This is a genomic window from Janthinobacterium salmonicoloratum, from assembly GCF_051380845.1.
In the GTDB taxonomy this organism is placed as follows: Bacteria; Pseudomonadota; Gammaproteobacteria; order Burkholderiales; family Burkholderiaceae_D; genus Janthinobacterium; species Janthinobacterium lividum_F.
Genome location: NZ_JBNYXV010000004.1, coordinates 1 through 23122 on the forward strand (window position 1 = coordinate 1; position 23122 = coordinate 23122).

The 23122-nt window shown below is 60.3% G+C and carries 24 protein-coding genes; 13 read left to right on the forward strand and 11 right to left on the reverse strand.

Going from position 1 to position 23122, the window contains the following annotated elements; translation table 11 throughout:
* Window positions 1-500: 500 nt before the first annotated feature.
* The 3 genes from ACQ4WY_RS19610 to ACQ4WY_RS19620 all read left to right on the forward strand — a co-directional run bounded on the left by ACQ4WY_RS19610 (window position 501) and on the right by ACQ4WY_RS19620 (window position 3971).
* Complete coding sequence (locus tag ACQ4WY_RS19610; RefSeq protein ID WP_436505461.1) at window positions 501-1793, forward strand: sensor histidine kinase; 1293 nt, start codon at window positions 501-503, stop codon at window positions 1791-1793.
* A 68-nt stretch (window positions 1794-1861) separates the two neighbouring features.
* Complete coding sequence (locus ACQ4WY_RS19615; protein ID WP_353658342.1) at window positions 1862-2620, forward strand: LytR/AlgR family response regulator transcription factor; 759 nt, start codon at window positions 1862-1864, stop codon at window positions 2618-2620.
* 160 nt (window positions 2621-2780) lie between these two features.
* A complete protein-coding gene (locus tag ACQ4WY_RS19620; RefSeq protein ID WP_353658343.1) occupies window positions 2781-3971 on the forward strand; it encodes a PAS domain-containing sensor histidine kinase in 1191 nt (396 codons plus the stop codon).
* A 46-nt stretch (window positions 3972-4017) separates the two neighbouring features.
* Here the strand turns inward: ACQ4WY_RS19620 and ACQ4WY_RS19625 are convergent, their stop codons facing one another.
* The 3 genes from ACQ4WY_RS19625 to ACQ4WY_RS19635 form a co-directional block, all read right to left on the reverse strand.
* Window positions 4018-4965, reverse strand: a complete 948-nt coding sequence (locus ACQ4WY_RS19625; RefSeq protein WP_436505463.1) for a porin — start codon at window positions 4963-4965, stop codon at window positions 4018-4020.
* Between the two features lie 185 nt (window positions 4966-5150).
* Window positions 5151-5801 carry a class I SAM-dependent methyltransferase gene (locus tag ACQ4WY_RS19630; protein ID WP_133993661.1) on the reverse strand — a complete coding sequence of 217 codons (651 nt, stop codon included), beginning with the start codon at window positions 5799-5801 and terminating at the stop codon, window positions 5151-5153.
* A 61-nt stretch (window positions 5802-5862) separates the two neighbouring features.
* Window positions 5863-6804, reverse strand: coding sequence for a CysB family HTH-type transcriptional regulator (locus ACQ4WY_RS19635; protein WP_034751505.1), 942 nt, complete (start codon window positions 6802-6804; stop codon window positions 5863-5865).
* 160 nt (window positions 6805-6964) lie between these two features.
* Here ACQ4WY_RS19635 and ACQ4WY_RS19640 point away from each other — a divergent pair, with 160 nt between their 5' ends.
* The 8 genes from ACQ4WY_RS19640 to ACQ4WY_RS19675 all read left to right on the forward strand — a co-directional run bounded on the left by ACQ4WY_RS19640 (window position 6965) and on the right by ACQ4WY_RS19675 (window position 14733).
* The gene (locus ACQ4WY_RS19640) at window positions 6965-7738 is read left to right on the forward strand and encodes a sulfite exporter TauE/SafE family protein (protein WP_034751508.1); all 774 of its coding nucleotides are present in this window, start codon (window positions 6965-6967) and stop codon (window positions 7736-7738) included.
* 70 nt (window positions 7739-7808) lie between these two features.
* Window positions 7809-9497: a nitrite/sulfite reductase gene (locus ACQ4WY_RS19645; RefSeq protein WP_353658345.1), complete on the forward strand. Its 1689-nt coding sequence runs from the start codon at window positions 7809-7811 to the stop codon at window positions 9495-9497.
* Window positions 9490-10050, forward strand: coding sequence for a DUF934 domain-containing protein (locus ACQ4WY_RS19650; RefSeq protein ID WP_353658346.1), 561 nt, complete (start codon window positions 9490-9492; stop codon window positions 10048-10050). The genes ACQ4WY_RS19645 and ACQ4WY_RS19650 overlap by 8 nt, the downstream gene beginning before the upstream one ends.
* Before the next feature lie 9 nt (window positions 10051-10059).
* On the forward strand, window positions 10060-10776 hold the full coding sequence (locus ACQ4WY_RS19655; RefSeq protein WP_436505464.1) for a phosphoadenylyl-sulfate reductase: 717 nt from the start codon (window positions 10060-10062) through the stop codon (window positions 10774-10776).
* 40 nt (window positions 10777-10816) lie between these two features.
* Complete coding sequence (gene cysD, locus ACQ4WY_RS19660) at window positions 10817-11728, forward strand: sulfate adenylyltransferase subunit CysD (protein ID WP_121668791.1); 912 nt, start codon at window positions 10817-10819, stop codon at window positions 11726-11728.
* On the forward strand, window positions 11728-13044 hold the full coding sequence (locus tag ACQ4WY_RS19665) for a sulfate adenylyltransferase subunit 1 (protein ID WP_436505465.1): 1317 nt from the start codon (window positions 11728-11730) through the stop codon (window positions 13042-13044). The genes cysD and ACQ4WY_RS19665 overlap by 1 nt, the downstream gene beginning before the upstream one ends.
* Window positions 13045-13072: 28 nt before the next feature.
* Window positions 13073-13837: a uroporphyrinogen-III C-methyltransferase gene (gene cobA, locus ACQ4WY_RS19670; protein ID WP_436505467.1), complete on the forward strand. Its 765-nt coding sequence runs from the start codon at window positions 13073-13075 to the stop codon at window positions 13835-13837.
* A 245-nt stretch (window positions 13838-14082) separates the two neighbouring features.
* Window positions 14083-14733, forward strand: a complete 651-nt coding sequence (locus tag ACQ4WY_RS19675) for a hypothetical protein (protein WP_436505468.1) — start codon at window positions 14083-14085, stop codon at window positions 14731-14733.
* Window positions 14734-14739: 6 nt separating this feature from the next.
* Here ACQ4WY_RS19675 and ACQ4WY_RS19680 read toward each other — a convergent pair whose 3' ends face one another.
* Genes ACQ4WY_RS19680 through lptF form a run of 4 tightly spaced genes read right to left on the reverse strand, consistent with a single transcriptional unit; the run spans window position 14740 to window position 18420 of the window.
* The gene (locus tag ACQ4WY_RS19680; RefSeq protein WP_436505469.1) at window positions 14740-15705 is read right to left on the reverse strand and encodes a Stealth CR1 domain-containing protein; all 966 of its coding nucleotides are present in this window, start codon (window positions 15703-15705) and stop codon (window positions 14740-14742) included.
* Complete coding sequence (locus tag ACQ4WY_RS19685; RefSeq protein WP_436505471.1) at window positions 15702-16109, reverse strand: sirohydrochlorin chelatase; 408 nt, start codon at window positions 16107-16109, stop codon at window positions 15702-15704. Before ACQ4WY_RS19685 ends, ACQ4WY_RS19680 begins: the two co-directional genes overlap by 4 nt.
* Window positions 16109-17278, reverse strand: coding sequence for an LPS export ABC transporter permease LptG (lptG, locus tag ACQ4WY_RS19690; protein WP_436505472.1), 1170 nt, complete (start codon window positions 17276-17278; stop codon window positions 16109-16111). The genes ACQ4WY_RS19685 and lptG overlap by 1 nt, the downstream gene beginning before the upstream one ends.
* Window positions 17275-18420, reverse strand: coding sequence for an LPS export ABC transporter permease LptF (gene lptF / locus ACQ4WY_RS19695; protein ID WP_436505473.1), 1146 nt, complete (start codon window positions 18418-18420; stop codon window positions 17275-17277). Before lptF ends, lptG begins: the two co-directional genes overlap by 4 nt.
* A 67-nt stretch (window positions 18421-18487) precedes the next feature.
* On the opposite strand from lptF, the gene ACQ4WY_RS19700 reads away from it, so the two are divergent.
* Window positions 18488-19981 (forward strand): leucyl aminopeptidase, encoded by a 1494-nt coding sequence (locus ACQ4WY_RS19700; RefSeq protein ID WP_436505474.1) that lies wholly within the window; start codon window positions 18488-18490, stop codon window positions 19979-19981.
* A 185-nt stretch (window positions 19982-20166) separates the two neighbouring features.
* On the opposite strand, the gene ACQ4WY_RS19705 is transcribed toward ACQ4WY_RS19700, so the two are convergent.
* From ACQ4WY_RS19705 to ACQ4WY_RS19720, 4 genes are read right to left on the reverse strand one after another with little or no spacing between them, the layout of a single operon-like run.
* Complete coding sequence (locus ACQ4WY_RS19705) at window positions 20167-20694, reverse strand: hypothetical protein (protein ID WP_436505475.1); 528 nt, start codon at window positions 20692-20694, stop codon at window positions 20167-20169.
* Between the two features lie 11 nt (window positions 20695-20705).
* Window positions 20706-21176 carry a CreA family protein gene (locus ACQ4WY_RS19710; protein WP_070219479.1) on the reverse strand — a complete coding sequence of 157 codons (471 nt, stop codon included), beginning with the start codon at window positions 21174-21176 and terminating at the stop codon, window positions 20706-20708.
* Between the two features lie 33 nt (window positions 21177-21209).
* Window positions 21210-21398, reverse strand: coding sequence for a DUF1653 domain-containing protein (locus ACQ4WY_RS19715; RefSeq protein WP_034782199.1), 189 nt, complete (start codon window positions 21396-21398; stop codon window positions 21210-21212).
* 10 nt (window positions 21399-21408) lie between these two features.
* The gene (locus ACQ4WY_RS19720) at window positions 21409-21780 is read right to left on the reverse strand and encodes a phiTE_015 family protein (RefSeq protein WP_096234395.1); all 372 of its coding nucleotides are present in this window, start codon (window positions 21778-21780) and stop codon (window positions 21409-21411) included.
* A gap of 568 nt (window positions 21781-22348) precedes the next feature.
* On the opposite strand from ACQ4WY_RS19720, the gene xth reads away from it, so the two are divergent.
* On the forward strand, window positions 22349-23113 hold the full coding sequence (gene xth, locus ACQ4WY_RS19725; protein WP_436505476.1) for an exodeoxyribonuclease III: 765 nt from the start codon (window positions 22349-22351) through the stop codon (window positions 23111-23113).
* The last annotated feature ends 9 nt before the right edge of the window (window positions 23114-23122 follow it).

Genomic DNA, 23122 nt, shown 5'->3' on the forward strand with positions numbered 1-23122 from the left:
ATCCTATTTCATTATTTCTTGTGAACATTTGATATTTTAAGTTAGACGCCAATCCGAAGATTGACGCTGCACTTACATCAAATGCCCACACTTATCGACTGTTAATTGTTAAAGAACGGTATTCGGCACTGCTTATTTACTACTTTCGCGCTATCGACAAAGCGTTGTGTTTGTCAGCTGCGAAGAAGGAAGAGTATGAAGCATTTCACCACATCCGTCAACTCCTTCTTTCCCCTACCTTACTCGGCATTTGCATGCGTCGTTCAGCGAGGGGGCGAATTATAGCCGTGCCCCGCACGCCCTGCAAGGGCTATTTTTCCGCCCTCACCGCCCAGCAAGCCTTGTCTTCACTTCAAGCGCCTTTTTGTGCAGCCTGTCGCAATCGGCTGGCGTAGTTCGTGGTCTTTAGGCACAGTGGCAACATCAGACTCTGACGCTACTCAACAAGGGGTTAAACTTGCCCGCTGCGTCGATTAACTCTTGTACTTGAAAGTGCCCCCATGCTTCCGATTTCCAGCCTGCCCCAATTGTTGAAAACCATCCTCGCTTGGTTGCAACGGGCATTCGACGCGACGACGACCTGGGTCACCCAGCTGTCCTGGTGGAAATTTTTCCTGTTCGCTGCGCTGGCCCTGATCGCCGGTTCCATTTTGCAAGATGAACTGTTCTCGTCCAGCCCGGACGAGGAAGTTGTCATCAAGTCGCATAAACGCAGCAGCAAGGGTTCGGGTGAAACCAATATCCTGATTGACGATACGGGCATCCATTTCAATCCCCGCAACAGCAAGAACCGACGCAGTAGCGCAGCCGACGCGGCCAGCGATGCAAGCGATGCCGCCGAGGCAGACGCACATGCCAGTACCGTGCCACCAGAGCCGCCTGAACCACCAGCAGTCCCCGCCAAGCCCAGCTATCCAGTGACCACCAATGCATCAGGGGAAGAAGTCCATATTGAATTGCCGCCGCAAATCGGCGAAGAGTTGTCGAATGCCATAGAAGAAGCGGTCGATGATGCGGCGGAACAAAAAGTGTCACGCTACCACCAGCAAGCCTCGACCTGGTTCAAGAGCTTTGTGTCCTTGCTGGTGTTGGCCCTGTTCGCCATGAAAGCCCTGGTGGGCGGCAAGAAACGTGCGGAAGCGGAAACCGTCACGGCGAATGAGGCAGCCGAACGGGAATCCATGCAGCGCCAGCTCAGCGAAGCGAAGATGCAGATGATGCAGGCGCAAGTCGAGCCGCACTTCCTGTTCAACACGCTGGCTTCCGTCGAGCACCTGATCCAGGTCGATCCGCCTCGCGCGGCCAAGATGCAGCGCAGCCTGATCCAGTATCTGCGCGCCGTGCTGCCGCAAATGCGCGACAACGCCCTGATTACCAACCTTGGCCGCGAAGCGGACATGGTGCAAGCGTACTTGAACCTGCTGAAAATGCGCATGGAAGAACGCCTGACCGTCGACTTCCAGATTCCCGATGGCCTGCGCAGCGCAGCCTTCCCTCCCATGATGCTGCAATCGATGGTGGAAAATGCCATCAAGCACGGTCTGGAAGTCAAACCGGAAGGCGGCACCCTGCGCATCGTCGCCGAAGTGGCGCACAGCAAGCTGCGCGTGATCGTCACCGATGACGGCCTGGGCTTTGGCGTGGTGCCCAGCGATGGCACGGGACTGGGTTTACCCACCATCCGTGAGCGCCTGAAGCTGCTGCATGGCGACCAGGGCAGCCTGACCATTACGCCAAATCAACCGTCCGGCGTGTGCGCCGTGATCGAAGTGCCATATCAATTGTCCAAATAAGACAGAGTAGTTGATAAAAACGCTAAATCATTGAATAATCAATCTTCGCCTGTTCACACTTGAGACCTATGCCTACCGCTATTATTGCCGACGACGAAAGACTGATGCGCGACCAGCTGCGCCTGCGCCTGGGCCAGGCCTGGCCTGAACTGGAAATTATCGGCGAAGCCAAGAATGGCGACGAAGCGATTGAACTGGTGGAACAACTCAAACCTGACTTTGCCTTCCTCGATATCCGCATGCCGGGCAAGACAGGCATGGAAGCGGCGCAAGTGATAGGCGGCAAGACGCATATCGTCTTCGTCACGGCCTATGATACGCACGCCGTCGAAGCCTTCGAACGGGGCGCCGTCGACTACGTGCTCAAGCCGCCCGAGCATGAACGCTTGCTGGTCACGGTGGAGCGCCTGAAAACGCACCTGAACAAGCCGGCCCTGGACGTCAACAGCAGCGTCACGGCCATGCTGTCGCAGCTGGCGGAAAAAATCACGGCCAAGCCCACCTACCTGCAATGGATACAGGCCAGCATCGGCCAGGACTTGCGCATGATCCCCGTGGAAGAGATTCTGTTCTTCCGTTCTGACGAGAAATACACCTGTGTGCAGACAGCCAAGTATGAGGCGCTGATCCGCAAGCCCGTGCGCGACCTGGCTGATGAGCTTGACCCTTCGCTATTCTGGCAAATCCACCGCGCCACCCTGGTCAATGTGAATGCCATCGAAGGCGTGACGCGCGATATCCGCGGCCGCCACCTGGTGCTCATCAAAGGCAAATCCGACAAGCTCGAAGTGAGCCGCAGCTTCCTGCACCTGTTCAAGCAAATGTAAGTCTCTCGCCGCCGCCCGGCCCCGGCCGGCGCGGCGCTTGGTTCTCTTCTACCCCCTTCCTGCGCCACATCAAGCCATGCTGCGCCAACAGGCATAGGCTAAAGTCCTGTCCGCCATTCCTGTCTTGCCTGCCTTCGTACACGTTCGCAAGGAGAACTCCATGCCTGACCGAGGCAGCTCCACACTGCTGCGCATCCTGCCGCTGGGCATGGCGGCGGCGCTTTTACTGTTCTTGTTTCCTCCACTGAAAGCCCGCCGGCAACGGCAGGCGCGTGGACAGGCCATCATCGACAGCGCCAGCGACGCCATCATCAGCATCGACAGCGGGCAAATCATCCTGCATGCGAATGCGGCGGCAGCCAGATTGTTCGACGACACGCCGGCCGGCATGCGCGGCATGCGCCTGAGCCACTACATCCTGCGCGACTTGCGTACCCTGGGCGGCTTGGGCAAGCACGATGGAGATCCGCCGTTTTGCGACATCAGCCAGGAGCTGCGCCTGACGGGCCGGCGCACCACCGACTACACCTTGACGGGCCGGCGCAACGATGGCGCCGTGTTTCCGCTCGAAGGCTCGCTCTCGGCCATGCAGGAAAACGGCCATAGCGTGTTTACCATCATCGTGCGCGACATTAGTACGCGACAGCAGATGCATGAACAGCTGGCCCGCTCCTTTTCGCAACTGCGTGAATTGTCGAGCACGCTGCAATCCATCCGCGAAGAAGAGCGCAAGCATATTGCGCGTGAACTGCATGATGATCTGGGACAATTGCTGGCCACCTTGCGGGGCGACCTGACCCTGTTGCGCCAGCACACGGACACCACCGTGCCCCTGCAAGCGTTGCTGCACAGCATGGACAGCTTGCTGGTGACGGCCATCACCTCGCTGCGGCGCATCGCCAGCAACCTGCGTCCGCGCGCACTCGATGAAGGGGGATTGTATTTTGCGCTACAAAAACTGCGCCACGACTTCCTGCTGCGCCGCGCCATCCATTTCGACTTGCTGGCCGACGAAGCCGACCTCGTCCTAGACGATGCGCGCAGCACCGCCATTTACCGCATCGTGCAGGAAGCGCTGACGAATATCGCGCGCCATTCCGAGGCCAGCCACATCACCATCGCCCTGCACCGCATCGACTCCTCGCTGGCCATCGCCATCCAGGATGACGGCCGCGGCATCGCCGAACGCGACCTGGAAAAAGCCACGGCCCTGGGCTTGCTGGGCATGCGCGAGCGGGTCTGGGGCTTGAATGGCAGCATCCATATCGGCGCCGATAGCGAGCTGGGCGGCACGCGCATCGAAATCTCGTTGCCCATGCATGCCGAGGCGGCAGCAGCGGCGATGCAATAAAAAAGGCGCCCGCAGGCGCCTTCTACTTCGTCACATCGAATGGTGCTTAGAATTTGTGTGCCAGGCCAATCTGGTACGAGGTCAGCGACTTGACGCGCTCGCGGCCAGCGTAAGCGTACACGTCGGTGCGCTTCGACAGGTGGTAGTCGTAACCGACGCCAAATTCCTTGATGGTGTCCTGATCCTTGAACTTGTTGTTGCTTTGCTCTTGCTTACCATACGACACTTTGGCATCGCCGCCGCCAACCGTGTAGTTCAGGCCGATCAGGTAAGACTTGTATTCACCAGTGGTCGCCACCTTGGTGTCGCCTTTCGAGTAGGCGGCCGTGATCTTGGCTGGGCCGAATTTATAGCCGCCACCGATGGACCACAGGTCAGGCTTGGCCGCCGTTGCCGTTGCTTGCACGGCTTTTTCGTAGCCGGCGTGCAAGCTGATCGGGCCGTTGTCGTAAGTTGCCAGGCCGATCACGCCTGCGTCAGCACTGTTGACTTCGCTCAGCACGTATTGCAGGCTGCCCACGAAACCTTCAAAGCTTGGGCTGTTGTAGGTCACGGCATTGTTGACGCGCGACGAGCCGACGCCCGAACGCAGCAGGGTTTCATTGTTCTTGCCGACCACGCCATAGGTGTTGAATGGGTCGACGCGGGCGATGGTGCCATCGACCAGATTCTTGGTGCGGCCCAGGATGGCGGTACCAAACGCGCCTTTCAAGCCCACATATGCTTGACGGTCGAACAACACGCCTTTTTGCGCGCCGGTGTCAGCCAGGAACTCACTTTCCAGGTTGAAAATGGCGGACAGGCCGCCACCCAGATCTTCCGTACCCTTGAAACCGAGGCGCGACGCATTGTTTTCGCGCTGTACCGTCGGCTGGCCAGTGGTCTTGGCAATACCGAGGTCAACCAGGCCGTACACGGTGACGTTCGATTGTGCTTGTGCCGTAGCTGCTGCGAAGGTGCCGATGATCAATGCTGCCAGAGTAATTTTTTTCACTTGAGATTCTCTACATTAGGTTGGACAAGAATGTTGCTGCTTAGCTGCTGAACCGAATCATGCCCACCAAATACTTCAACAATATGACATCGACAAGATGTTGTTTTTTAGCACAACATCTTGTCAAATAAAAACAACAGACGAAAAAAAACCGCCCGAGGGCGGCTTGTATGGCCGTTCCAGCCTTACTTCAGGCGGCAGCTCAGCAGCCAATAGTATTCCAGGCGCTTCATGCGAATTTCGCGGGCCGAGTGGGCAAACTTCTTGCGCAGGTGGCTATCCGATGGGAAATTTTTCAGCACTTCATAGCGCTCGCCCCCATCCGTCGTGCGGAACTGGTGGGTGTTGCCTTCCAGGTCAGTACGCGCGATGACCGTGCTGCTGCCATCAACATAGGAATTGTCGATCAGTACCAGCAGGATGTCCTTGCCCAGCTTGCTGCGCAATTGCTTCAGGTATTTGTCCTGGTCTTCGCGCTTGACGTGCGACCACCAGAAACCGGCGAACACGGCCGTGAACTTGCCCAGCAGGTCATCGGGCAGATTGAACGCATCCAACTTGGCGAAGGTGACGTTGTCGGACAAGCCGCGCGCTTGGGCCAGCGCCAGCATTTCATCGTTGATATCGGTGGCCAGCACGGACTCGGCCGACTCGGCGACCACTTCCGTCCAGTAGCCGGTGCCGCAAGCCAGTTCCAGCACGGTATGGCCTTCCAGCACGTCGGCAACCTTGTCGCGCAACACTTCCAGGTCTTCCTGGCGTTCGGGCTTGTCATAGACGCGCTCGTACTGCTGCGCGATGGTGGCGTAATATTTGGCAAGCTGATCGGTAATCATTGTTTCTTCTCTTCTTAAATAATCTTGGCCAGGCACCTCGCCCGGCCGACTTCATGCATTGTTATAGTTCGTAGTGCTCTTTATCACCGCTCATCGCCTGCTCGATGAGCTTGCGGTTCAGGGTCGGCGTCAGCAACTCGATAAAGGTATAGATATAGCTGCGCAAATACGCGCCTTGCTTGACGGCCACGCGCGACACATTCATGCCGAACAGGTGGCCGACAGGGATGGCGCGCAAGCCTTTGTCGCGCTCGGCGTCGAAGGCCATACCCGCTATGATACCAATCCCCATGCCCAACTCGACATAAGTCTTGATGACGTCCGCATCGATGGCTTCCAGCAAGATGTCCGGCTTCAGGCCGCGCAGCACGAAAGCGTGGTCGATCTTGTTGCGTCCGGCGAACGCACTGTCATAGGTAATCAGGGGGAAAGCGGCGATCTCTTCCAAGGTCACGGACTTCGACTTGAGCAGCGGATGGTCGACCGGCACCACGACCACGTGCTCCCATTGATAACATGGCAAGGTAATCAAGCCATCGATGGCGGCGATCGATTCCGTGGCAATGGCCAGATCGGCCTGGTCGCGCTGCACCATCTCGGCAATCTGGCGCGGATTGCCTTGCAGCAATGACAATCTCACCTTCGGGAACTTCAGCATGAACGCTTGCACCACCTTGGGCAAGGTGTAGCGCGCCTGCGTATGCGTGGTGGCAATGGTAAAGCTGCCACTGTCCTGCGCCGCGAATTCCTTGCCGATGCGCTTCATGCTGTCGATTTCCTGCATGATCAGCTCGACCGATTCCAGCACCAGGCGGCCCGGCTCCGTCAAGCCTCGGATGCGTTTGCCGTGGCGTGTAAAAATATCCACGCCCAGCTCTTCCTCAAGCTCAATGATGGCTTTCGATACGCCCGGTTGCGACGTAAACAAGGCCTTGGCGGCGTCCGTCAGGTTGTAATTCTGCCGGACCGCTTCGCGCACGAAGCGCAGTTGATGGAGATTCATTGCTGGTTTGCCCTAGATTGCCGTGATTTGCCGAGTTTCCGCCCCACCCATGATTTTGCGTTCATGCATATACGCATATCGCATATAAGCAAATGCGTACTTAGTAGTTTGGAATAAACACTAAGTTTATTACTATTGCGGGTACTTTGGGGGTGCAAGCATGACTTTGTCTTATATAGTCTCAGGATTTGCCGTAGGATTACTCGTAGGAATGACCGGCGTGGGCGGCGGCTCGCTGATGACGCCGTTGCTGACCTTGCTGTTTGGCGTGCCGCCCTCCGTAGCGGTAGGCACCGACCTGGCGTTCGCCTCGATCACCAAGAGCGCCGGCACCCTGACGCACCGCCTGCGCGGCACCATCCGCTGGGATATCGTCAAGCGCCTGTGCATCGGCGCCCTGCCCGCCGCCGTCATCGCGACCCTGGCGCTGAAATCGTTCGGCACCCTGTCGCCGGAAATCGGCCAGATCATCCGTTACTCGATCGCCGGCTCCGTGCTGCTGACCGTCGTGGCACTGATTTTCAAGGGCCGCATGCTGGCCTGGATCAACGCGCACCCCGAGAAACAATTGCAAGGCAACAAGCTTGCCGCCGCGACCATCATCGCCGGCGCCGTGCTGGGCGTGCTGGTGACGGTGTCGTCGATCGGCGCCGGCGCCATCGGCGCAACCTTGCTGGTGATGCTCTATCCACGCATGAGCTCGGCCGAAGTGGCGGGCACCGATATCGCCTACGCAGTACCCCTGACGGCCATCGCCGCCCTGGGCCACTGGTGGCTCGGTTCCATCCACTGGGAATTGCTGGCCTCGCTGCTGGTCGGCTCCCTGCCCGGCATCACGCTCGGTTCCTGGGTCGCCCGCTCCGTGCCGGAAAAGTTTTTAAGAGTACTGCTGGCGATGACCTTGACCGGCGTGGCAGTGAAGCTAATCTATTAAGTGGCAAGAGCAGTATCAAGAACATCATCCCAGGCAATCTTCCAGCACCCCGGCTTTTTTAGGAATTGATATGTACCATTACGATCAGTACGACCACCTCATCATCAAAGAACGCATCGCCCAGTACCGAGACCAGGTTGCGCGCCGTATCGCCAATGAACTGACGGAAGAGGAATTCATTCCGCTGCGCCTGCAAAACGGCCTGTACATGCAACGCCATGCCTACATGCTGCGCATCGCCGTGCCGTACGGCTTGCTGTCGTCGAAGCAGATGCGCATGTTCGCGCACATCGCGCGCAAGTACGACCGCGGCTATGGCCACTTCACCACGCGCCAGAATATCCAGTTCAACTGGATCGAGCTGGAGCAGACTCCCGACATCCTGACGGATCTGGCTTCCGTGGAAATGCACGCGATCCAGACGTCGGGCAACTGTATCCGTAATACAACATCGGATCCGTACGCCGGCGTCGCGGCCGATGAAATCATCGATCCGCGCCCGTACGCGGAAGTGCTGCGCCAGTGGAGCACCTTCCACCCCGAGTTCATCGCCCTGCCGCGTAAATTCAAGGTCGCCATCAATGGCGCCGAGGAAGACCGCGCCGCCATCGCCGTGCACGACATCGGCTTGACGGCCGTGCGCAATGAGGCTGGCGAGGTGGGCTTCAAGGTGATGGCCGGCGGCGGCATGGGCCGCACGCCGATTTTGGGCAGCGTCGTGCGCGAATTCTTGCCGTGGCAGCATTTGCTGACGTACATCCAGGCCATCATGCGCGTGTACAACTTGCACGGCCGCCGGGACAACAAATACAAGGCGCGTATCAAGATCTTGCTCAAAGCCATCGGCGTGGAAGAATTCACGCGCCAGGTGGAAGCAGAGTGGGTCGACTTGAAGGACGGTCCGGAAACATTGAGCGCCGAGGAAATGCAGCGCGTGGCAGACTTCTTCAATCCACCCGCCTACCTGGCCCTGCCGGAACTCGATTACAAGACGGAACACGCGGACAACAAGGCGTATGTGAACTGGCTGGCGCGCAACGTCAAGCCGCACCAGCGCCCCGGCTACGTGGCCGTGGTACTGTCCTTGAAGAAAACGGGCGTGCCACCGGGCGACGCGACGGCCGAGCAGATCGACTTCGTGGCCGACCTGGCCGACCGCTACAGCTTTGGCGAACTGCGCGTGACACACGAGCAAAACCTGGTGCTGGCCGACGTCGAGCAATCGAAACTGTTCAAACTGTGGCAGGAAGCCAAGGCGCACGGCCTGGCCACGCCGAACATCGGTTTGCTGACGGACATGATCTGCTGCCCGGGCGGCGATTTCTGCTCGCTGGCCAACGCCAAGTCGCTGCCGATCGCGGCCGCCATTGCGGAACGCTTCGACAGCATCGACTTCCAGCACGACATTGGCGAAATCGAATTGAATATTTCCGGTTGTATCAATGCCTGCGGCCACCATCACGTGGGCAGCATCGGCATCCTCGGCGTCGACAAGGATGGCAGCGAATGGTATCAAGTGTCGATCGGCGGCGCGCAAGGCAACAACGCGGCCATCGGCAAGATCATCGGACCATCGTTCTCTTCCCTGCAGATGCCTGAAGTCATCGGCCGCCTGCTGCACGTCTACGTGCGCGACCGCCATGAAGGCGAGCGCTTCGTCGACACGGCCCAGCGCCTGGGCCTGGCGCCATTCAAGGAACACGTATATGCAACGCCGATCACGGTCGGCAACCTGGTGGGAGAAGACGAATATGTTTGAAGTACGCGAAGAAATCATCAAGAACGCCGCCGTGGTGCCGAATGCCTGGGGCTTGCTGCGCCTCGATGAAAGCGAGACGCCGGAAACGGTGGTCGTGCCTGCCGGCAAAGTCATCGTGCCCCTGCCCGTATGGCAAGCCCAGCGCGAGACTCTGCTGGCTCGCCTGCCCGATATCGGCGTCTGGCTGGCCAGCGACGAGCGCCCGGAAGAACTGGCTGCCGACGTTGCGCAACTGCCCGTCATCGGCGTGGACTTCCCGAAATTCACGGATGGCCGCGGCTATTCCATCGCCTTCAACCTGCGCGCCCGTCTGGGCTTCCGGGGCGAATTGCGCGCCATTGGCGACGTGCTGCGCGACCAGCTGTTTTCCATGCACAGGGTCGGCTTCGACGCGTATGCGACGCGTCCGGACCGCAGCATCCATGACGCCTTGAAAGGTTTGTCTGTCTTTTCGGAAACCTACCAGGCGTCGTGGGATCAAAAATCGCCGCTGTTCCGCCGTCACCAGCGCGAAGGCCAGAATCCTGACCTCGACAACGCGGCTGGCATCTGAGGACCAATCATGAGTGATTTGACTTCTTTGATTAACGCCACCGAGCAAACGCTGACACGCATCGCCGCGGATTTTTCGCCGGCCGTGTTCGCCTCTAGCCTGGCAGCCGAAGACATGGTGCTGACTGACATGATTCTCAAGGCAAAGCTGCCAATCGGCATCTTTTCTCTGGAAACAGGCCGCTTGCACCAGGAAACCCTGGCCGTGCTCGACAAGGTCAAGGTCCGCTACGACCACGACATCACCCTGTACCGCCCGCAGCCGGAAGCGGTAGCCGCCTACGTAGAGCAGAATGGCTTGAACGCCTTTTATAACAGCGTCGAGATGCGCCGCGAATGCTGCCGCATCCGCAAGGTCGAACCGCTGGGCCGCGCCCTGGCTGGCAACAAGGCCTGGGTCACGGGACAACGCCGCGCCCAGTCCACCACGCGCGCCGAGCTGCACGTGCAGGAAGACGACGCCGCGCACGCGATGACGAAATTCAATCCGCTGGCCGACTGGTCGGAAGAAGACGTGTGGGCCTACATCCGCGCCAACGACGTGCCCTACAACGCGCTGCACGACCAGGGCTACCCGTCGATCGGCTGCGAACCCTGTACGCGGGCCGTCCAGCCGGGCGAAGATGTACGGGCCGGGCGTTGGTGGTGGGAAAATCCGGACTCCAAGGAATGCGGCCTGCACATGGTGGACGGTAAGTTGATACGCATCAAATCCGTGGCAGCCTGAACAGACACAACAGACTCAGCAGAACAAGAAAGCACCCCATATGAGCAATATTTTGAACCAGCGTCACCTCGACAGCCTTGAATCGGAAGCCATCCACATCATGCGCGAAGTGGCGGCCGAATCGGCCAATCCCGCGCTGCTGTTTTCCGGCGGCAAGGATTCCGTCGTCCTGCTGCGCTTGGCCGAGAAAGCCTTCCGCCCAGGCAAGTTCCCATTTCCCCTCGTGCATATCGACACGGGCCACAACTTCCCGGAAGTCATTACTTTCCGTGACAAGAAAGTGGCGGAACTGGGCGAGCGCCTGATCGTCGGCTCCGTAGAAGATTCGATCCAGCGCGGCACCGTGCGCCTGCGCAACCCGGCCACGGATTCGCGCAATGCGGCGCAAGCCGTGACCTTGCTGGAAACCATCGCCGAACACGGCTTTGACGCCTGCATCGGCGGCGCGCGCCGCGACGAGGAAAAAGCCCGCGCCAAGGAACGCATCTTTTCCTTCCGCGACGAATTTGGCGCCTGGGACCCGAAAGCCCAGCGTCCCGAGCTGTGGGACCTGTATAACACCCGCGTGCATCCCGGTGAAAACATGCGCGTCTTCCCCATCTCGAACTGGACGGAATTGGACGTGTGGCAATACATCGCCCGTGAAAAATTGGAATTGCCGCCGATCTACTTCGCGCACGAGCGCCAGGTGATCCCGCGCAATGGTTTGCTGGTGCCGCTGACGGATTTGACGCCGCCGCGCGAAGGCGAAACCGTGGAAACGCAAGTCGTGCGCTTCCGCACCGTGGGCGATATCTCGTGCACCTGCCCCGTGTCATCCGATGCGGCGACGGTCGACGCCATCATCGCCGAGACGGCAATCACGCAAATCACGGAACGTGGCGCCACCCGCATGGATGACCAGACTTCCGAAGCCTCGATGGAAAAACGCAAGAAAGCAGGGTATTTCTAATGAACGCAGCAATCCAGAACACCATTCCAACCGACAGCCTGGAGCGCGGCATGCTGCGCTTTATCACGGCCGGTTCCGTCGATGACGGCAAGAGCACCCTGATCGGCCGTTTGCTGTTCGACAGCAAGGGCATCTTCGCCGACCAGCTCGACGCCATGTCGCGCTCCAAGCACAAGCGCACGGTGGGCGACACGGTCGACCTGTCGCTGCTGACGGATGGCCTGGAAGCGGAACGCGAGCAAGGCATCACCATCGACGTGGCCTACCGTTACTTTGCCACGCCGAAACGCAAATTCATCATCGCAGACACGCCGGGCCACGAGCAATACACGCGCAACATGGTCACGGGCGCCTCCACGGCCGACGCCGTCATCATTTTGATCGACGTGTCGAAAGTCAAACTGGGCGACGATGGCAGCGTGGAATTGCTGATCCAGACCAAGCGCCATTCGACGATTGCCCACTTGCTGCAGATCGAGCACGTGGTCGTCGCCGTCAACAAGATGGACCTGGTCGACTACGATGAGACGGTATATAACCGCATCGTCGCCGCCTACCGCGAATTCGCCCAGTCGCTGGGCTTGAAGGACATCACGCCGATTCCGCTGTCCGCCTTGACCGGCGACAACGTCGTCGAACGCGGCGACAAGCTGGGCTGGTACACGGGCCCGACCCTGATCGAGCTGCTCGAATCGCTGTCCGTCTACGATGAATCGCACGACACGCCCTTCCGCTTCCCGGTGCAACTGGTGGCGCGCCACAACGGCCACGAAGCGAACGACTTCCGCGGCTACATGGGCCGCATCGAGGCGGGCAAGGTCAGCATCGGCGACACCCTGGTGGTGCAGCCGTCGGGCCAGACGGCAACAGTGAAAGATATCGTCACCCTGGACGGTTCGCTGCCAACGGCTGTGGTCGGCCAGTCCGTCACCCTGCTGCTCAATGAATACCTCGATATCTCGCGCGGCGACTTGCTGGCCAGCAGCGAGCGCCCTGCCACCCTGCTGAAACAGGTGGTGGCCGACGTGTGCTGGCTGTCGGAAGACGCGCTGGACCTGCGCCGCAAGTACTGGATCAAGCACGGCACGAAACAGACGGCGGCAAAAGTGACGGCGATTGAATCTATCCTCGACATCAATACGCAGCAGCGCCATCCGGCCGAAGGCTTGAAGCTGAACGACATCGCCCGCATCAGCCTGAACGTACAGCAGGCGCTGGCGGCCGATGCGTATGCCGATATCCGCGCCACGGGGGCGTTTATCCTGATCGATGAAGTCACCCACCAAACGGTCGCGGCCGGCATGGTTCGACTCTAAACCCGCATCGTCCAGGAAAGGCAGCCATATGCACAGCTCCCCATCACTCCCCGGCAAGGTCTACCTGATCGGCGCCGGCCCCGGCGCGCAAGACCTGATGACCTTGCGCGGCGCGCGCCTGCTGGCGCAAGCGGACGTCGTGCTGCACGACGCGCTGGTCACCGAAGAGATGCTGGAGCTGTGCCCCCAGGCGCAAAAGATTCTTGTCGGCAAGCGTTGCGGCCAGTTATCGACGGCGCAGGCCTTCATCAACAAGCAACTGGTCGACAACGCGCGCAAGCACGCCATCGTCGTGCGCCTGAAAGGGGGCGACCCCATGCTGTTCGGCCGCGCAGACGAGGAATTACGCGCGCTGGAAGAGGCGGGCATCGCCGTCGAAGTGGTGCCCGGCATTACCACGGCCCTGGCGGCGGCCGCCGCCACACAGCAGCCGCTGACCAAACGGGGCGTGTCGCGCAGCGTGGCCTTTTTCACGTCCAGCACGGCGCCGGGCGAACCGGACCAAACGCGCATTCCCGACTGCGATACCCTGGTGCAATACATGGGTGGCCGCGAAGCCATGGCCACGGCGCAGCGCCTGCTGGCGCAGGGCCGCCGTGCCGACACCCCGGTAGTGGTGATAGAAAACTGCAGCCGCCCGGACCAGCGCATCGTGCGCCTGCCGCTGAGCGCCCTGGCGCATGGCCTGGGCGACACCCACGGCCCCGTGCTGGTGATGCTGGGCGACGCCATGGCCGCGCGCACGCACCAGGCCACGGAAGAAGCGGCACTCATTCTGGCGCGCCATGCTTGAATAAACACAGCGTATTTTACCGACTTTAAAGTCAGTAACCGACGTATTCCGAGGAAACATGATACGATGCTCACGCATCTTTTCTCGAGAAGTTATTGCGTAGTAGCAATAAATTCATGCTTTACCTGTCATAGCGCTAGCCGCAAGGTCTTCCTGCTGACGGGACCGCCCAGCAATCTCCCCGAAAAAAGCTGCGCCCGCAGGCTGCAATACCGCGCCGCGCAACTTTAGCCTTACAAGCACACATGAATTTCACCTCCATGCGCGAAGCCCTGACTTCGCTCAGCCGCAGCAATGCCGGCGTCGCCAGCGCCGTGCTCTTGAGCATGCTCGCCTCTATCGCCCTGTGGACGGTGTTCCCGAATATCGACGATGAAAACCATTTGCTGGAATGGCTGCAGGCGCTGTTCCTGGCCCTGGCTTGCACCGTGCACGGCGTGCGCGCCTGGCAAGAGACGGACCGCCAGTCGCTGCGCTTCCTGATGCATGCCGGCTTGTCTGCCCTGCTGTTCGGTTTCCTGCTGCGCGAACTCGATATCGACCAGTTCGGCACGGCGCCCGCCTGGGCGCAACTGGAAAAAGCCCTGCGCGTGGTGGAATTGCTGATACTAATACGCGTGCTGATCTTTTTCGTGCCGCGTTCCCGCAAGGTGTTTGCCCATGCCAACCTGATTTTCAGCATGCGCATCACCATCCTGACGGCCATCGGCGGCTTGCTGATGGTCGCCGGCTGGCCCTTCGACAAGAAGGTCTTCCATGGCATGCCGGACGCCTACGCGCTGCTGGGCGAGGAAGTCTTCGAACTGGGCGCCTATTTGCTGCTGTTCCTCGCTTCGCTGTCCGACAGTTCGGCCGCCGCGCGCATCAGCCTGGCGCCAAAAAAGAAAGCGACTTAACCGCCTTCAAATTTCAAAGGACGATGGCAGCGGCAGCAGCCGCTGCAAGGTGGCGGCCACGCGCAGCAGGCGCGGGTCATCGTCCTCGGCCTCGTCGCAGGTATCGTTGATACAGAAAAACGGCAAGCTGCCGAAACGCGCCGCCAGCTCCTCAAGCTGCTGCGGCGCCTGCACATCGCCGCTGGCGATATGCAGCGGGTCGAGCATGTGCGACCGCGCCAATCCCTGATGCACCATCCAGCGCGGCACCAGGTCAGGCAGCAATGCCGGCACCTGCCAGGAGCGGAACACCGTCGCACGCACCTTGGCAAACATGGCCGGCGCCAGCGCCTCGAGCACATGCAGCGCGCTTTTCAGCATGGGCCGCGGCGCATGCGCATACAGACGCGGCTCATGCCGGTAAGCGGCGTACTGCGCCGACAGCCATTGCCGCGACAGCGTGGCGCAATTGACAGGCGCCGCCACGTCGGCGCGCAAGCCGCGCACCTCATCGTGCGGCGCACTCTCCGTAAACACACTCAAACGCCGGTCGCCTTCCCCGCCAAACCAGAATGCGGGCTCGAAGGGCGCACCAAAAAATACGTCGTCGTTCAAATACAGGAAGCGTTCGGACAGGCCCGGAATATGGTGCAGGTACGATTCGATATGGCCGGAGTCGAACACGGGCAAGGCGGCGCCTGGCATCAGGCTGGCATGGTCGATCACCGTCAGGCGCGGTGAGGCGCGCAGCCAGCGGGGCACTTGCCGGTCCGTCAGCAGGTAGACATGGCCGTGGCCGGGGAAGAAGCGCTCGAGCGCGCGCAGGTTGTAGCGCAGTTCGCCGTTGTCGCGGTAGCGCCCCGCCACGTTGCCGTGCAGGGCCAACTGGCCGGGATGCGCCAGGGCCCAGACGGCATACGCTTGCTGCCGGCGCGTGCGCCAGGCGGGATCGGCGCCGTCTACCCACAGGTAGACGATGTCGATGCCGCTCAAGGGAGAGGGCTGGAGCCTGGCGCCGCCACGCAGTAATCAGCGATGGCGGCGAGCACGCTGGCGTTTTCGCCCACCGCCTCGACCACTGTCAAGCGCAGTGCCGGATGCTGCTGGCGCAGCTCTTCCAGCAACAGCGGCAAGTCGCGCAGCACATGCCCGCCCTGTCCCAGGAACACGGGCACCACGGTGGCGTCCAGGGTGGCGCCGGCGGGCAGTTCGGCCAGCAGGGTCGCTACCAGCTCGGGCAGGCGCGGCGTCATCAGCTCCAGAAAGGCCAGGTGCACGCTGGCGCCAGGCATGCGCGCCTGGGTCAGGTCGCGCAGGCGTTCGAAGGGCGCAGCCCACGATGCGGCGCGCGCGCCATGGGCAAACAAAATCAGTGCCTGTTTCACGTTCGTCTCCATCAGTGCCGTTCCACCCACCACAGGGCGCCCAGCGCCAGCAGCAGATACAGGGCACTCGGCGCCACCGCCGTCAGGAAGGCCGGCCAGGTGCTGAGCAGCCCGAGATGCGAGAACAGGGTGTTGACCAGCATGAAGCTCACACCGATCATGATGCCGATGAAGATCTTCAGGCTGATGCCGCCGCTGCGCGTATGCATGTAGGCGAACGGCAGTGCCAGCGCCATCAGCACGAAAATGGCCAGCGGATCGATCAGCTTTTTCCAGAAGGCGATGCGGAAGCGCTCGGTTTCCTGCTTGTTCTCGGCCAGGTGACGCGTGTACACGGCCAGTTCGCTGGCCGACATGCGCTCGGGATCGGACGCCGACACCGTCAGTATCTTCGGCGTCACTTCCGACGTCATGTCCTTGCTGGCGCTTTGCACCGTGCGTACCAGGCTCGTTTCCTGCGCATAGTAGTTCGCCAGCTTCGGCTCGAAGCCAGGCGAAGCCGCCGCGCTGTTCGAGAACGAGGTTTCCGTCACATCGGTCAGGCGCCAGATATTATTACCCTGATACGTCGCTCCCTTCGCCACGGTCAGGGTGCGCAAACGCATATCGGTGTCGAATTCATACAGCTTGACGTTTTTCAGCTGGCCGTCCGCACGCGCTTCGCCGACATTGAAAAAGCGCGAACCGGTGACGGTGCCCGTCAGGCCATCGCTCTTGACCATGTCCTTGGTCCACAGGCCCGAGCGAAACTCGCTCGACACGGCCGCGCCACGCGAGGTCAGCTTGAGGCGTTCGGCCAGCGGCTCCGTGCGCGGCGTGATCAACTCGCCGAAGATGAAGGTGATGACCACGAAGACGATACCGATGCGAAACAGGAAACCGGCCGCCATCGCCGTCGACATGCTCGATGCGCGCATGATGGTAAATTCCGAACTGGCGGCAAACTGCGCCATCGTGTAGATCGTGCCGATCAGCGCCGCGATCGGCATCACCTCGTACACATGCCCCGGCACCAGCACCAGCACATACAGGAAGGCATACTGGATGGTGTAGCCGTTACGGCCCACCTTGGGCAGCTCGCCCGTCAGGTCAATGAAAGCCTGCAGTGCCAGGAAGGCCAGCAGCACGAACAGCACCGCCTGGAATATCGAGACCGCAAAATAGCGCTGTAAAATCTTCATTTCGATGCCGCTTTACTTGTATTGGCGGCGCGGCGCGCGCGCTTGAAAGCCGCCAGCAGGACCAGCGGATGGTAGCGGTGGTTCACATTCAGGCGCCACGCAAACAGCGCCACCACGGCCAGCGCCGCCAGCAGGTGCAGCGGCCACCAGGCCAGGCCGAAGGTCAGGCGCCCCTGCTTCACGCTTGCTTCGATGACCTTGATCAGATTGCTGTAGGTAAAGAAAATCAGCAGGGCGATGATCAGGTTGGTCGAACTGCCGGCACGCGGATTGACAAAGCCCAGCGGAATGGCCAACAGGATCAGCATCAGGCCGATCAGGGGCGCGCTGACCCGCCACAGCAATTCGGCCATGGTGTAGGGATTCGGCTCGGCGATGAGCGCCATGGTGCTCATGGCGCGCACGCCCAGTTCCGCACCCAGCTCCTGCTGTTTGCTCTCGATGCGCATGATGTACTGCTCGAATTCCATGGTCTGGAAGTCCGCTTGCGTCGGCACGCCCTGGTAGCGGCGACCGCTCTTGAGCACCAGGAAGCGTTCGCCCTTGGCGTCGGTATTGATCACGCCTTCCTTGGCGACGACGACGACGGCGCTGCCTTTTTCATCGACGGTATTGACGAAGACGTTTTGCACCACGGTCTTCTCGCCGCTGACGCCCTCGACGAAGAAGATGCGGTTACTGCCGGCCGATTCGCGGAACTGGCCAGGCGTGACTTTCTGCAGGTCTTCGCGCTTTTCAAAGCGCGCCACATATTCATCGCTTTTCTTTTGCGCCCACGGCGTGGCGTACAGGCTCAGGATGCCGGTGGCCAGCACCAGCGGCAGGCCGAAGCTGAGCACGGGCCAGATCCAGCGCGACAGGCTCAGGCCGGAGGCGAACCACACCACCATCTCCGACTCCTTGTAGCTGCGGGTGACGACCATCAGCACCGAAATGAAACCGGTGAGGATGAGGATGGTGGGCAGCTGCATCAGGGCGGAAAAAACCATCAGGGACATGACGTCGGACGACGCAATCTTGCCGCCCGCCGCCTTGCCGAGAATACCGATCAGCATCCAGGTGAGCAGGATGCTGAACAAAACAGTGAAGGTGGCCCCGGCGGCACTAGCCAATTCACGTCGAAGGGCGCGTTGAAAGATCATTCGGAGTTTATAATTCGGGTCAGTTAGTTGAGTAACACGTTACTAGTAAATGAAAACGGAGAACCAAATGGACTTTAGCATAAAAGCATTCGATACCAAGAGCACCCTCGGCACGGCCAAAAGCGGATGCATCGCGGTTGCGGTATTCGAAAACAAAAAACTGTCGCCAGCGGCAAAATCGCTGGACAGCAAGGGTGCGATTTCGGCTGCGCTGAAGTCCGGCGACATCAGCGGCAAGCCTGGCAGCACTTTGCTGCTGCGCGCAGTCGATGGCGTCGCCGCCGAACGTGTTTTGCTGGTAGGCATGGGCAGCGATGACACTGTCAGCGAAAAAAGCTTCACAACCGGCGTACAAGCCGCACTGAAGGCCTTCGGCTCGCTGGGCGCTGCGGACGCCATTATCGCATTACCGCTGGCTGAAGTGAAAGAGCGCGACGTAAATTGGGCAATCCGTTGCGTGGTGCAAGCCGCCCACGACAGCGAATACCGCTGCGACTCGCAAAAAAGCAAAAAAGATCCGGCGCCAGCAGGCGTGCGCAAGATCGTCCTGGCAGCTGCGGCGACCAGCGCCACGCGCGGCGCGCTGGCGCAAGCCATCGCCATCGCCAACGGTTCCGACCTGACGCGCAACCTGGGCGACCTGCCGGCGAACATCGCCAATCCGACCTACCTGGCCAACACCGCCAAGCAGCTGGCCAAGGATTACAAGTTTGAAGTCGAAGTACTGGACCGCAAACAGCTCGAAGCGCTGAAAATGGGCAGCTTCCTGTCCGTCACCAACGGCAGCGAGCAGCCACCGAAGTTCATCGTCCTGAAACACATGGGCGGCAAAGCCAAGGATGCGCCGGTGGTCCTGGTCGGCAAGGGCATCACCTTCGACACGGGCGGCATTTCGATCAAGGCCGGTCCTGGCATGGATGAAATGAAGTACGACATGTGCGGCGCCGCCTCGGTCCTGGGCACCTTCCGCGCCATCGGTGAAATGAACCTGAAGCTGAACGTCATCGGCGTCATCGCCGCGTGCGAAAACATGCCATCGGGCCGCGCCACCAAGCCGGGGGACATCGTCACATCCATGAACGGCCTGACCATCGAAGTGCTGAATACGGACGCCGAAGGCCGTCTGGTGCTGTGCGACGCGCTGACCTACGCCGAACGCTTCAAGCCGGCAGCCGTGGTCGATATCGCCACCCTGACGGGCGCTTGCGTCGTGGCCCTGGGCCACCACAACAGCGGCCTGTTTACGCGCAGCGATGCGGCGCATGACCAGCTGGCCAATGAGCTGCTGGCAGCGGGCAAGCAGTCGAGCGACACGGCATGGCGCATGCCGATCGAAGAGGCGTACAACGAGCAGCTGAAGTCGAACTTCGCCGACCTGGCCAACATCGGCACGCCAGGCGGCGGTTCGGTGACGGCAGCGGCCTTCCTGGAAAACTTCACCAAGAAGTACACCTGGGCGCATCTGGACATCGCCGGCACGGCATGGAAATCGGGCGGCGCAAAAGGCGCGACCGGCCGTCCAGTCCCCCTGCTGACGACGTTCCTCATCAACCGCGTGTAAGAGAACGCCAGACCAAACCTACTGCGCGGGGCTATTGGCGGCCGGCGATGCTCGCTGTACATAAAGTACAGCTGCGCTTCTCGACCACCACTAGCTCCCGCTCGCTACGGTTTTGTCAGGCGTCGTTAAGTAAGAAGAGAGCCGCCATGGTCACTGACCTGGCGGCTTTTTTATGTGTATTTGATTCAGTAGACGACGGAATTGGGCAAAGGCGATGGTGCCACTTTCGGCTGCACCACCGTTTCCGGCACTGCGGCCGGGGGCTGTTTCACGGCGACGGGCGCGGGCGGCGGCGGCAGGCGCGCGGGGTCTTGCATGACGATGGTCAGGATCGACGGGTAGTCGAAGCCGGCGCCCGTGTTGCGGTCGACGAAATAGCCGACGCCCAGGGTCAGGATGACATTGCCCCAGACGCTGCCATTGAGCTTGGGGTCGATATGGTCGTCCGTCGCGATGGCGGGCGAGCCGTGCTTCCGGCAGTCGACTTTTAAGGGTTCCTGGCTCTTGCGGATGGTGATGCGTCCGGGCGTGGTGACAAACCACTTGCCCACATCATTACTGAGGATGCAGCCAGCGCCGGTCAATTCGCGGTTGTCCTGGATGGTTTGCACCAGCACCATCTGCTCGGTGTTGCCCGTCAGCGTGGCGCAGCCGCCCAGGCCAAACAGCAGCAGCGTCCTGGCGGCAAGGGCGGCAGACGATGGTACGCGCATGGGACGCTCGCTTAACGGACGGGAATCGGCTGGTCGCCGGGCACGGCGACGGCGGTGACGCTGTTTTTCGGACTGCCCTCGATCAAGCGGTCGGAATACACGAGGTAGACCAGCGCATTGCGCTTGCTGTCGACCATGCGCACGACACGCACATGCTTGAAGAAGATCGAGGCACGCTCGGTAAACACTTCTTCCTGGCGCGGCAGCTTGCCCTTGAATTGCAGCGGCCCCACCTGGCGGCAAGCCACGGCCGCATCGGCCTTGTCTTCGGCCAGGCCGACGGCCCCCTTGATGCCGCCCGTCTTGGCGCGCGACAGATAGCAACTGACGCCAGCGACGCGCGGATCGTCATACGCTTCGACGACAATCTTGTGGTCAGGGCCGATCAGTTTGAACACCGTGTCGACCGAACCGATGGTTTCGGCATGCGCCGCGGCGCAGGCAAAGCCCAGCACCAAAGCGGCAGGCAGCAATTTACGCATGAAGAGAATCCCGGGCACGCACGCAGGCGGCCATCAGTTGATGGGAGCGAAACGCTGGACCATGACGCCTTCGACTTCGATCAGTTGAAAGAACACGTCTTTCGGCCGGGTCCAGATGGAACCGTCGGCGGCGCGATACACGATCATCGGCGTCAGATCCGCTTCCAGCGTGGCTTCGCACACCAGTTCATAAATGCCGCCCTTGTAGTGCCGATAACGCATCGCCGTCCCCTCAAGCCGTTGAATCTTCGCTCTTGTCGTCGGCCAGTGCCTTCTGCTTCATCTTCAGGCCCTGGATCACTTTCAGTATGCCTTCCATGCCGGCCGCGCCATCGGCGCCGCTGAAGGCGTCGAGCACCTCATTGAGCACCTTGTTGCGTACGGTCGCTTCATCGGAAGACATTTCCAGCGCGCGCTGGGCTTTCGCCGCCTTTTCGGCCGCGCTCACGCGCGGCTTGGCAGCCGTCTTGCCATGCGTCAGAGCAGCCTGCCAGATAACCCAGCGACGCTGGGTCTCGAAAATCAGGTACTCATCCGGTTTGTCTTCTCTTCGCCGCACAATGTGGCCGTCACGCTGCGCCCACGCTTCAAATGCAGTTCGCATTTTCTTCCTTTGCAAATGCTACGCGCAAGTCTCACTATTAAAACTGCAACATTTCAAAATAGTACCATCTATTGATGTCGCAAAACAGTCTCTAGATATAGTACTGCAATTTATATAACAAGTCTGGCGGCGCCCGGGACGGAATTGACGCTCCGTCCCGGGCACAGTGGTCATGTAATCGGAATAGCAATTACAACTAATTACAACTGCTTCCTGTTCGGTTCTTAACTAGGCTGTAACAAAGCCGTATGACACAGTTGTTACATTGTGCCATTTTAGTAGTTTTTATTACGTTTTAGCGAGAAACTTTACACCTTTGTCGCGTTAAACGGCGGGACGCGGCCTGCCACGCCAGCCGCTTATGCCAAATCAAGCATAGGGGTTGATCAATGATACACAAAAACATAATATTCATGCGTCACGATTGGTTAAAGACAAATACTTTATTAAGACCCCTTTTCCCTGCCAGTAAGCAAAACCACTCCCCGGCAAGCGAGGCAGGACGCCATCGACACGCATGCGGTAAGATTCGCGCCTATCGATACCTATTCAAGCAAGGATTTATCCCATGAAAATAGCCACCTGGAACGTCAACTCGCTCAAAGTGCGTCTGCCGCAAGTGCTGCAGTGGCTGACAGATAACCCAGTCGACATACTCTGCCTGCAAGAGACCAAGCTCACGGATGACAAGTTCCCCGTCGCCGAGATCGAGGCGGCCGGCTACCAGGTGGTCTTCAGCGGCCAGAAAACCTACAACGGCGTGGCCATCCTGTCGAAGCTGCCGATCACCGATGTGGTGAAGAACAATCCCCTCTATGAAGATGCGCAGCAGCGCATCCTGGCCGCGACCATCGGCGGCGTGCGCGTCGTCTGCGCCTACGTGCCGAACGGCCAGAGCGTCGACTCGGACAAGTATGAATACAAGCTGGGCTGGCTGGCCGCCCTGCACGACTGGCTGGCCGCAGAAGCGCAGCAGCACCCGCAACTGGCCGTCGTCGGCGACTACAATATCGCGCCCGACGACCGCGACGTGCACGACCCTGTCGCCTGGGCTGGCCAGGTATTGGTGTCGGACAAGGAACGCGCCGCCCTGCAGCGCCTGTTCGACATCGGCCTGACGGACGCCTTCCGCCTGTTCGAGCAGGCGGACAAATCGTTCAGCTGGTGGGACTACCGCCAGCTGGGCTTCCGCCTGAACAAGGGCCTGCGCATCGACCACATCCTGCTCTCGCCGGCCCTGAGCGCCCGCTGCAAGTCCTGCGTGATCGACCGCGTGCCCCGCAAATGGGAACAGCCTTCAGACCATGCGCCGGTTGTGGCAACCATCGATTAAGCGATGCGG

Excerpts from the sequence above, each read along its gene's own strand:
- ACQ4WY_RS19610 (WP_436505461.1), top strand. The coding sequence starts at position 501 with ATGCTTCCGATTTCCAGCCTGCCCCAATTGTTGAAAACCATCCTCGCT.
- ACQ4WY_RS19615 (WP_353658342.1), top strand. The coding sequence starts at position 1,862 with ATGCCTACCGCTATTATTGCCGACGACGAAAGACTGATGCGCGACCAG.
- ACQ4WY_RS19620 (WP_353658343.1), top strand. The coding sequence starts at position 2,781 with ATGCCTGACCGAGGCAGCTCCACACTGCTGCGCATCCTGCCGCTGGGC.
- ACQ4WY_RS19630 (WP_133993661.1), bottom strand. The coding sequence starts at position 5,801 with ATGATTACCGATCAGCTTGCCAAATATTACGCCACCATCGCGCAGCAG.
- ACQ4WY_RS19635 (WP_034751505.1), bottom strand. The coding sequence starts at position 6,804 with ATGAATCTCCATCAACTGCGCTTCGTGCGCGAAGCGGTCCGGCAGAAT.
- ACQ4WY_RS19640 (WP_034751508.1), top strand. The coding sequence starts at position 6,965 with ATGACTTTGTCTTATATAGTCTCAGGATTTGCCGTAGGATTACTCGTA.
- ACQ4WY_RS19645 (WP_353658345.1), top strand. The coding sequence starts at position 7,809 with ATGTACCATTACGATCAGTACGACCACCTCATCATCAAAGAACGCATC.
- ACQ4WY_RS19650 (WP_353658346.1), top strand. The coding sequence starts at position 9,490 with ATGTTTGAAGTACGCGAAGAAATCATCAAGAACGCCGCCGTGGTGCCG.
- ACQ4WY_RS19655 (WP_436505464.1), top strand. The coding sequence starts at position 10,060 with ATGAGTGATTTGACTTCTTTGATTAACGCCACCGAGCAAACGCTGACA.
- cysD (WP_121668791.1), top strand. The coding sequence starts at position 10,817 with ATGAGCAATATTTTGAACCAGCGTCACCTCGACAGCCTTGAATCGGAA.
- ACQ4WY_RS19665 (WP_436505465.1), top strand. The coding sequence starts at position 11,728 with ATGAACGCAGCAATCCAGAACACCATTCCAACCGACAGCCTGGAGCGC.
- cobA (WP_436505467.1), top strand. The coding sequence starts at position 13,073 with ATGCACAGCTCCCCATCACTCCCCGGCAAGGTCTACCTGATCGGCGCC.
- ACQ4WY_RS19675 (WP_436505468.1), top strand. The coding sequence starts at position 14,083 with ATGAATTTCACCTCCATGCGCGAAGCCCTGACTTCGCTCAGCCGCAGC.
- ACQ4WY_RS19685 (WP_436505471.1), bottom strand. The coding sequence starts at position 16,109 with ATGGAGACGAACGTGAAACAGGCACTGATTTTGTTTGCCCATGGCGCG.
- lptG (WP_436505472.1), bottom strand. The coding sequence starts at position 17,278 with ATGAAGATTTTACAGCGCTATTTTGCGGTCTCGATATTCCAGGCGGTG.
- lptF (WP_436505473.1), bottom strand. The coding sequence starts at position 18,420 with ATGATCTTTCAACGCGCCCTTCGACGTGAATTGGCTAGTGCCGCCGGG.
- ACQ4WY_RS19700 (WP_436505474.1), top strand. The coding sequence starts at position 18,488 with ATGGACTTTAGCATAAAAGCATTCGATACCAAGAGCACCCTCGGCACG.
- ACQ4WY_RS19705 (WP_436505475.1), bottom strand. The coding sequence starts at position 20,694 with ATGCGCGTACCATCGTCTGCCGCCCTTGCCGCCAGGACGCTGCTGCTG.
- ACQ4WY_RS19710 (WP_070219479.1), bottom strand. The coding sequence starts at position 21,176 with ATGCGTAAATTGCTGCCTGCCGCTTTGGTGCTGGGCTTTGCCTGCGCC.
- ACQ4WY_RS19715 (WP_034782199.1), bottom strand. The coding sequence starts at position 21,398 with ATGCGTTATCGGCACTACAAGGGCGGCATTTATGAACTGGTGTGCGAA.
- ACQ4WY_RS19720 (WP_096234395.1), bottom strand. The coding sequence starts at position 21,780 with ATGCGAACTGCATTTGAAGCGTGGGCGCAGCGTGACGGCCACATTGTG.
- xth (WP_436505476.1), top strand. The coding sequence starts at position 22,349 with ATGAAAATAGCCACCTGGAACGTCAACTCGCTCAAAGTGCGTCTGCCG.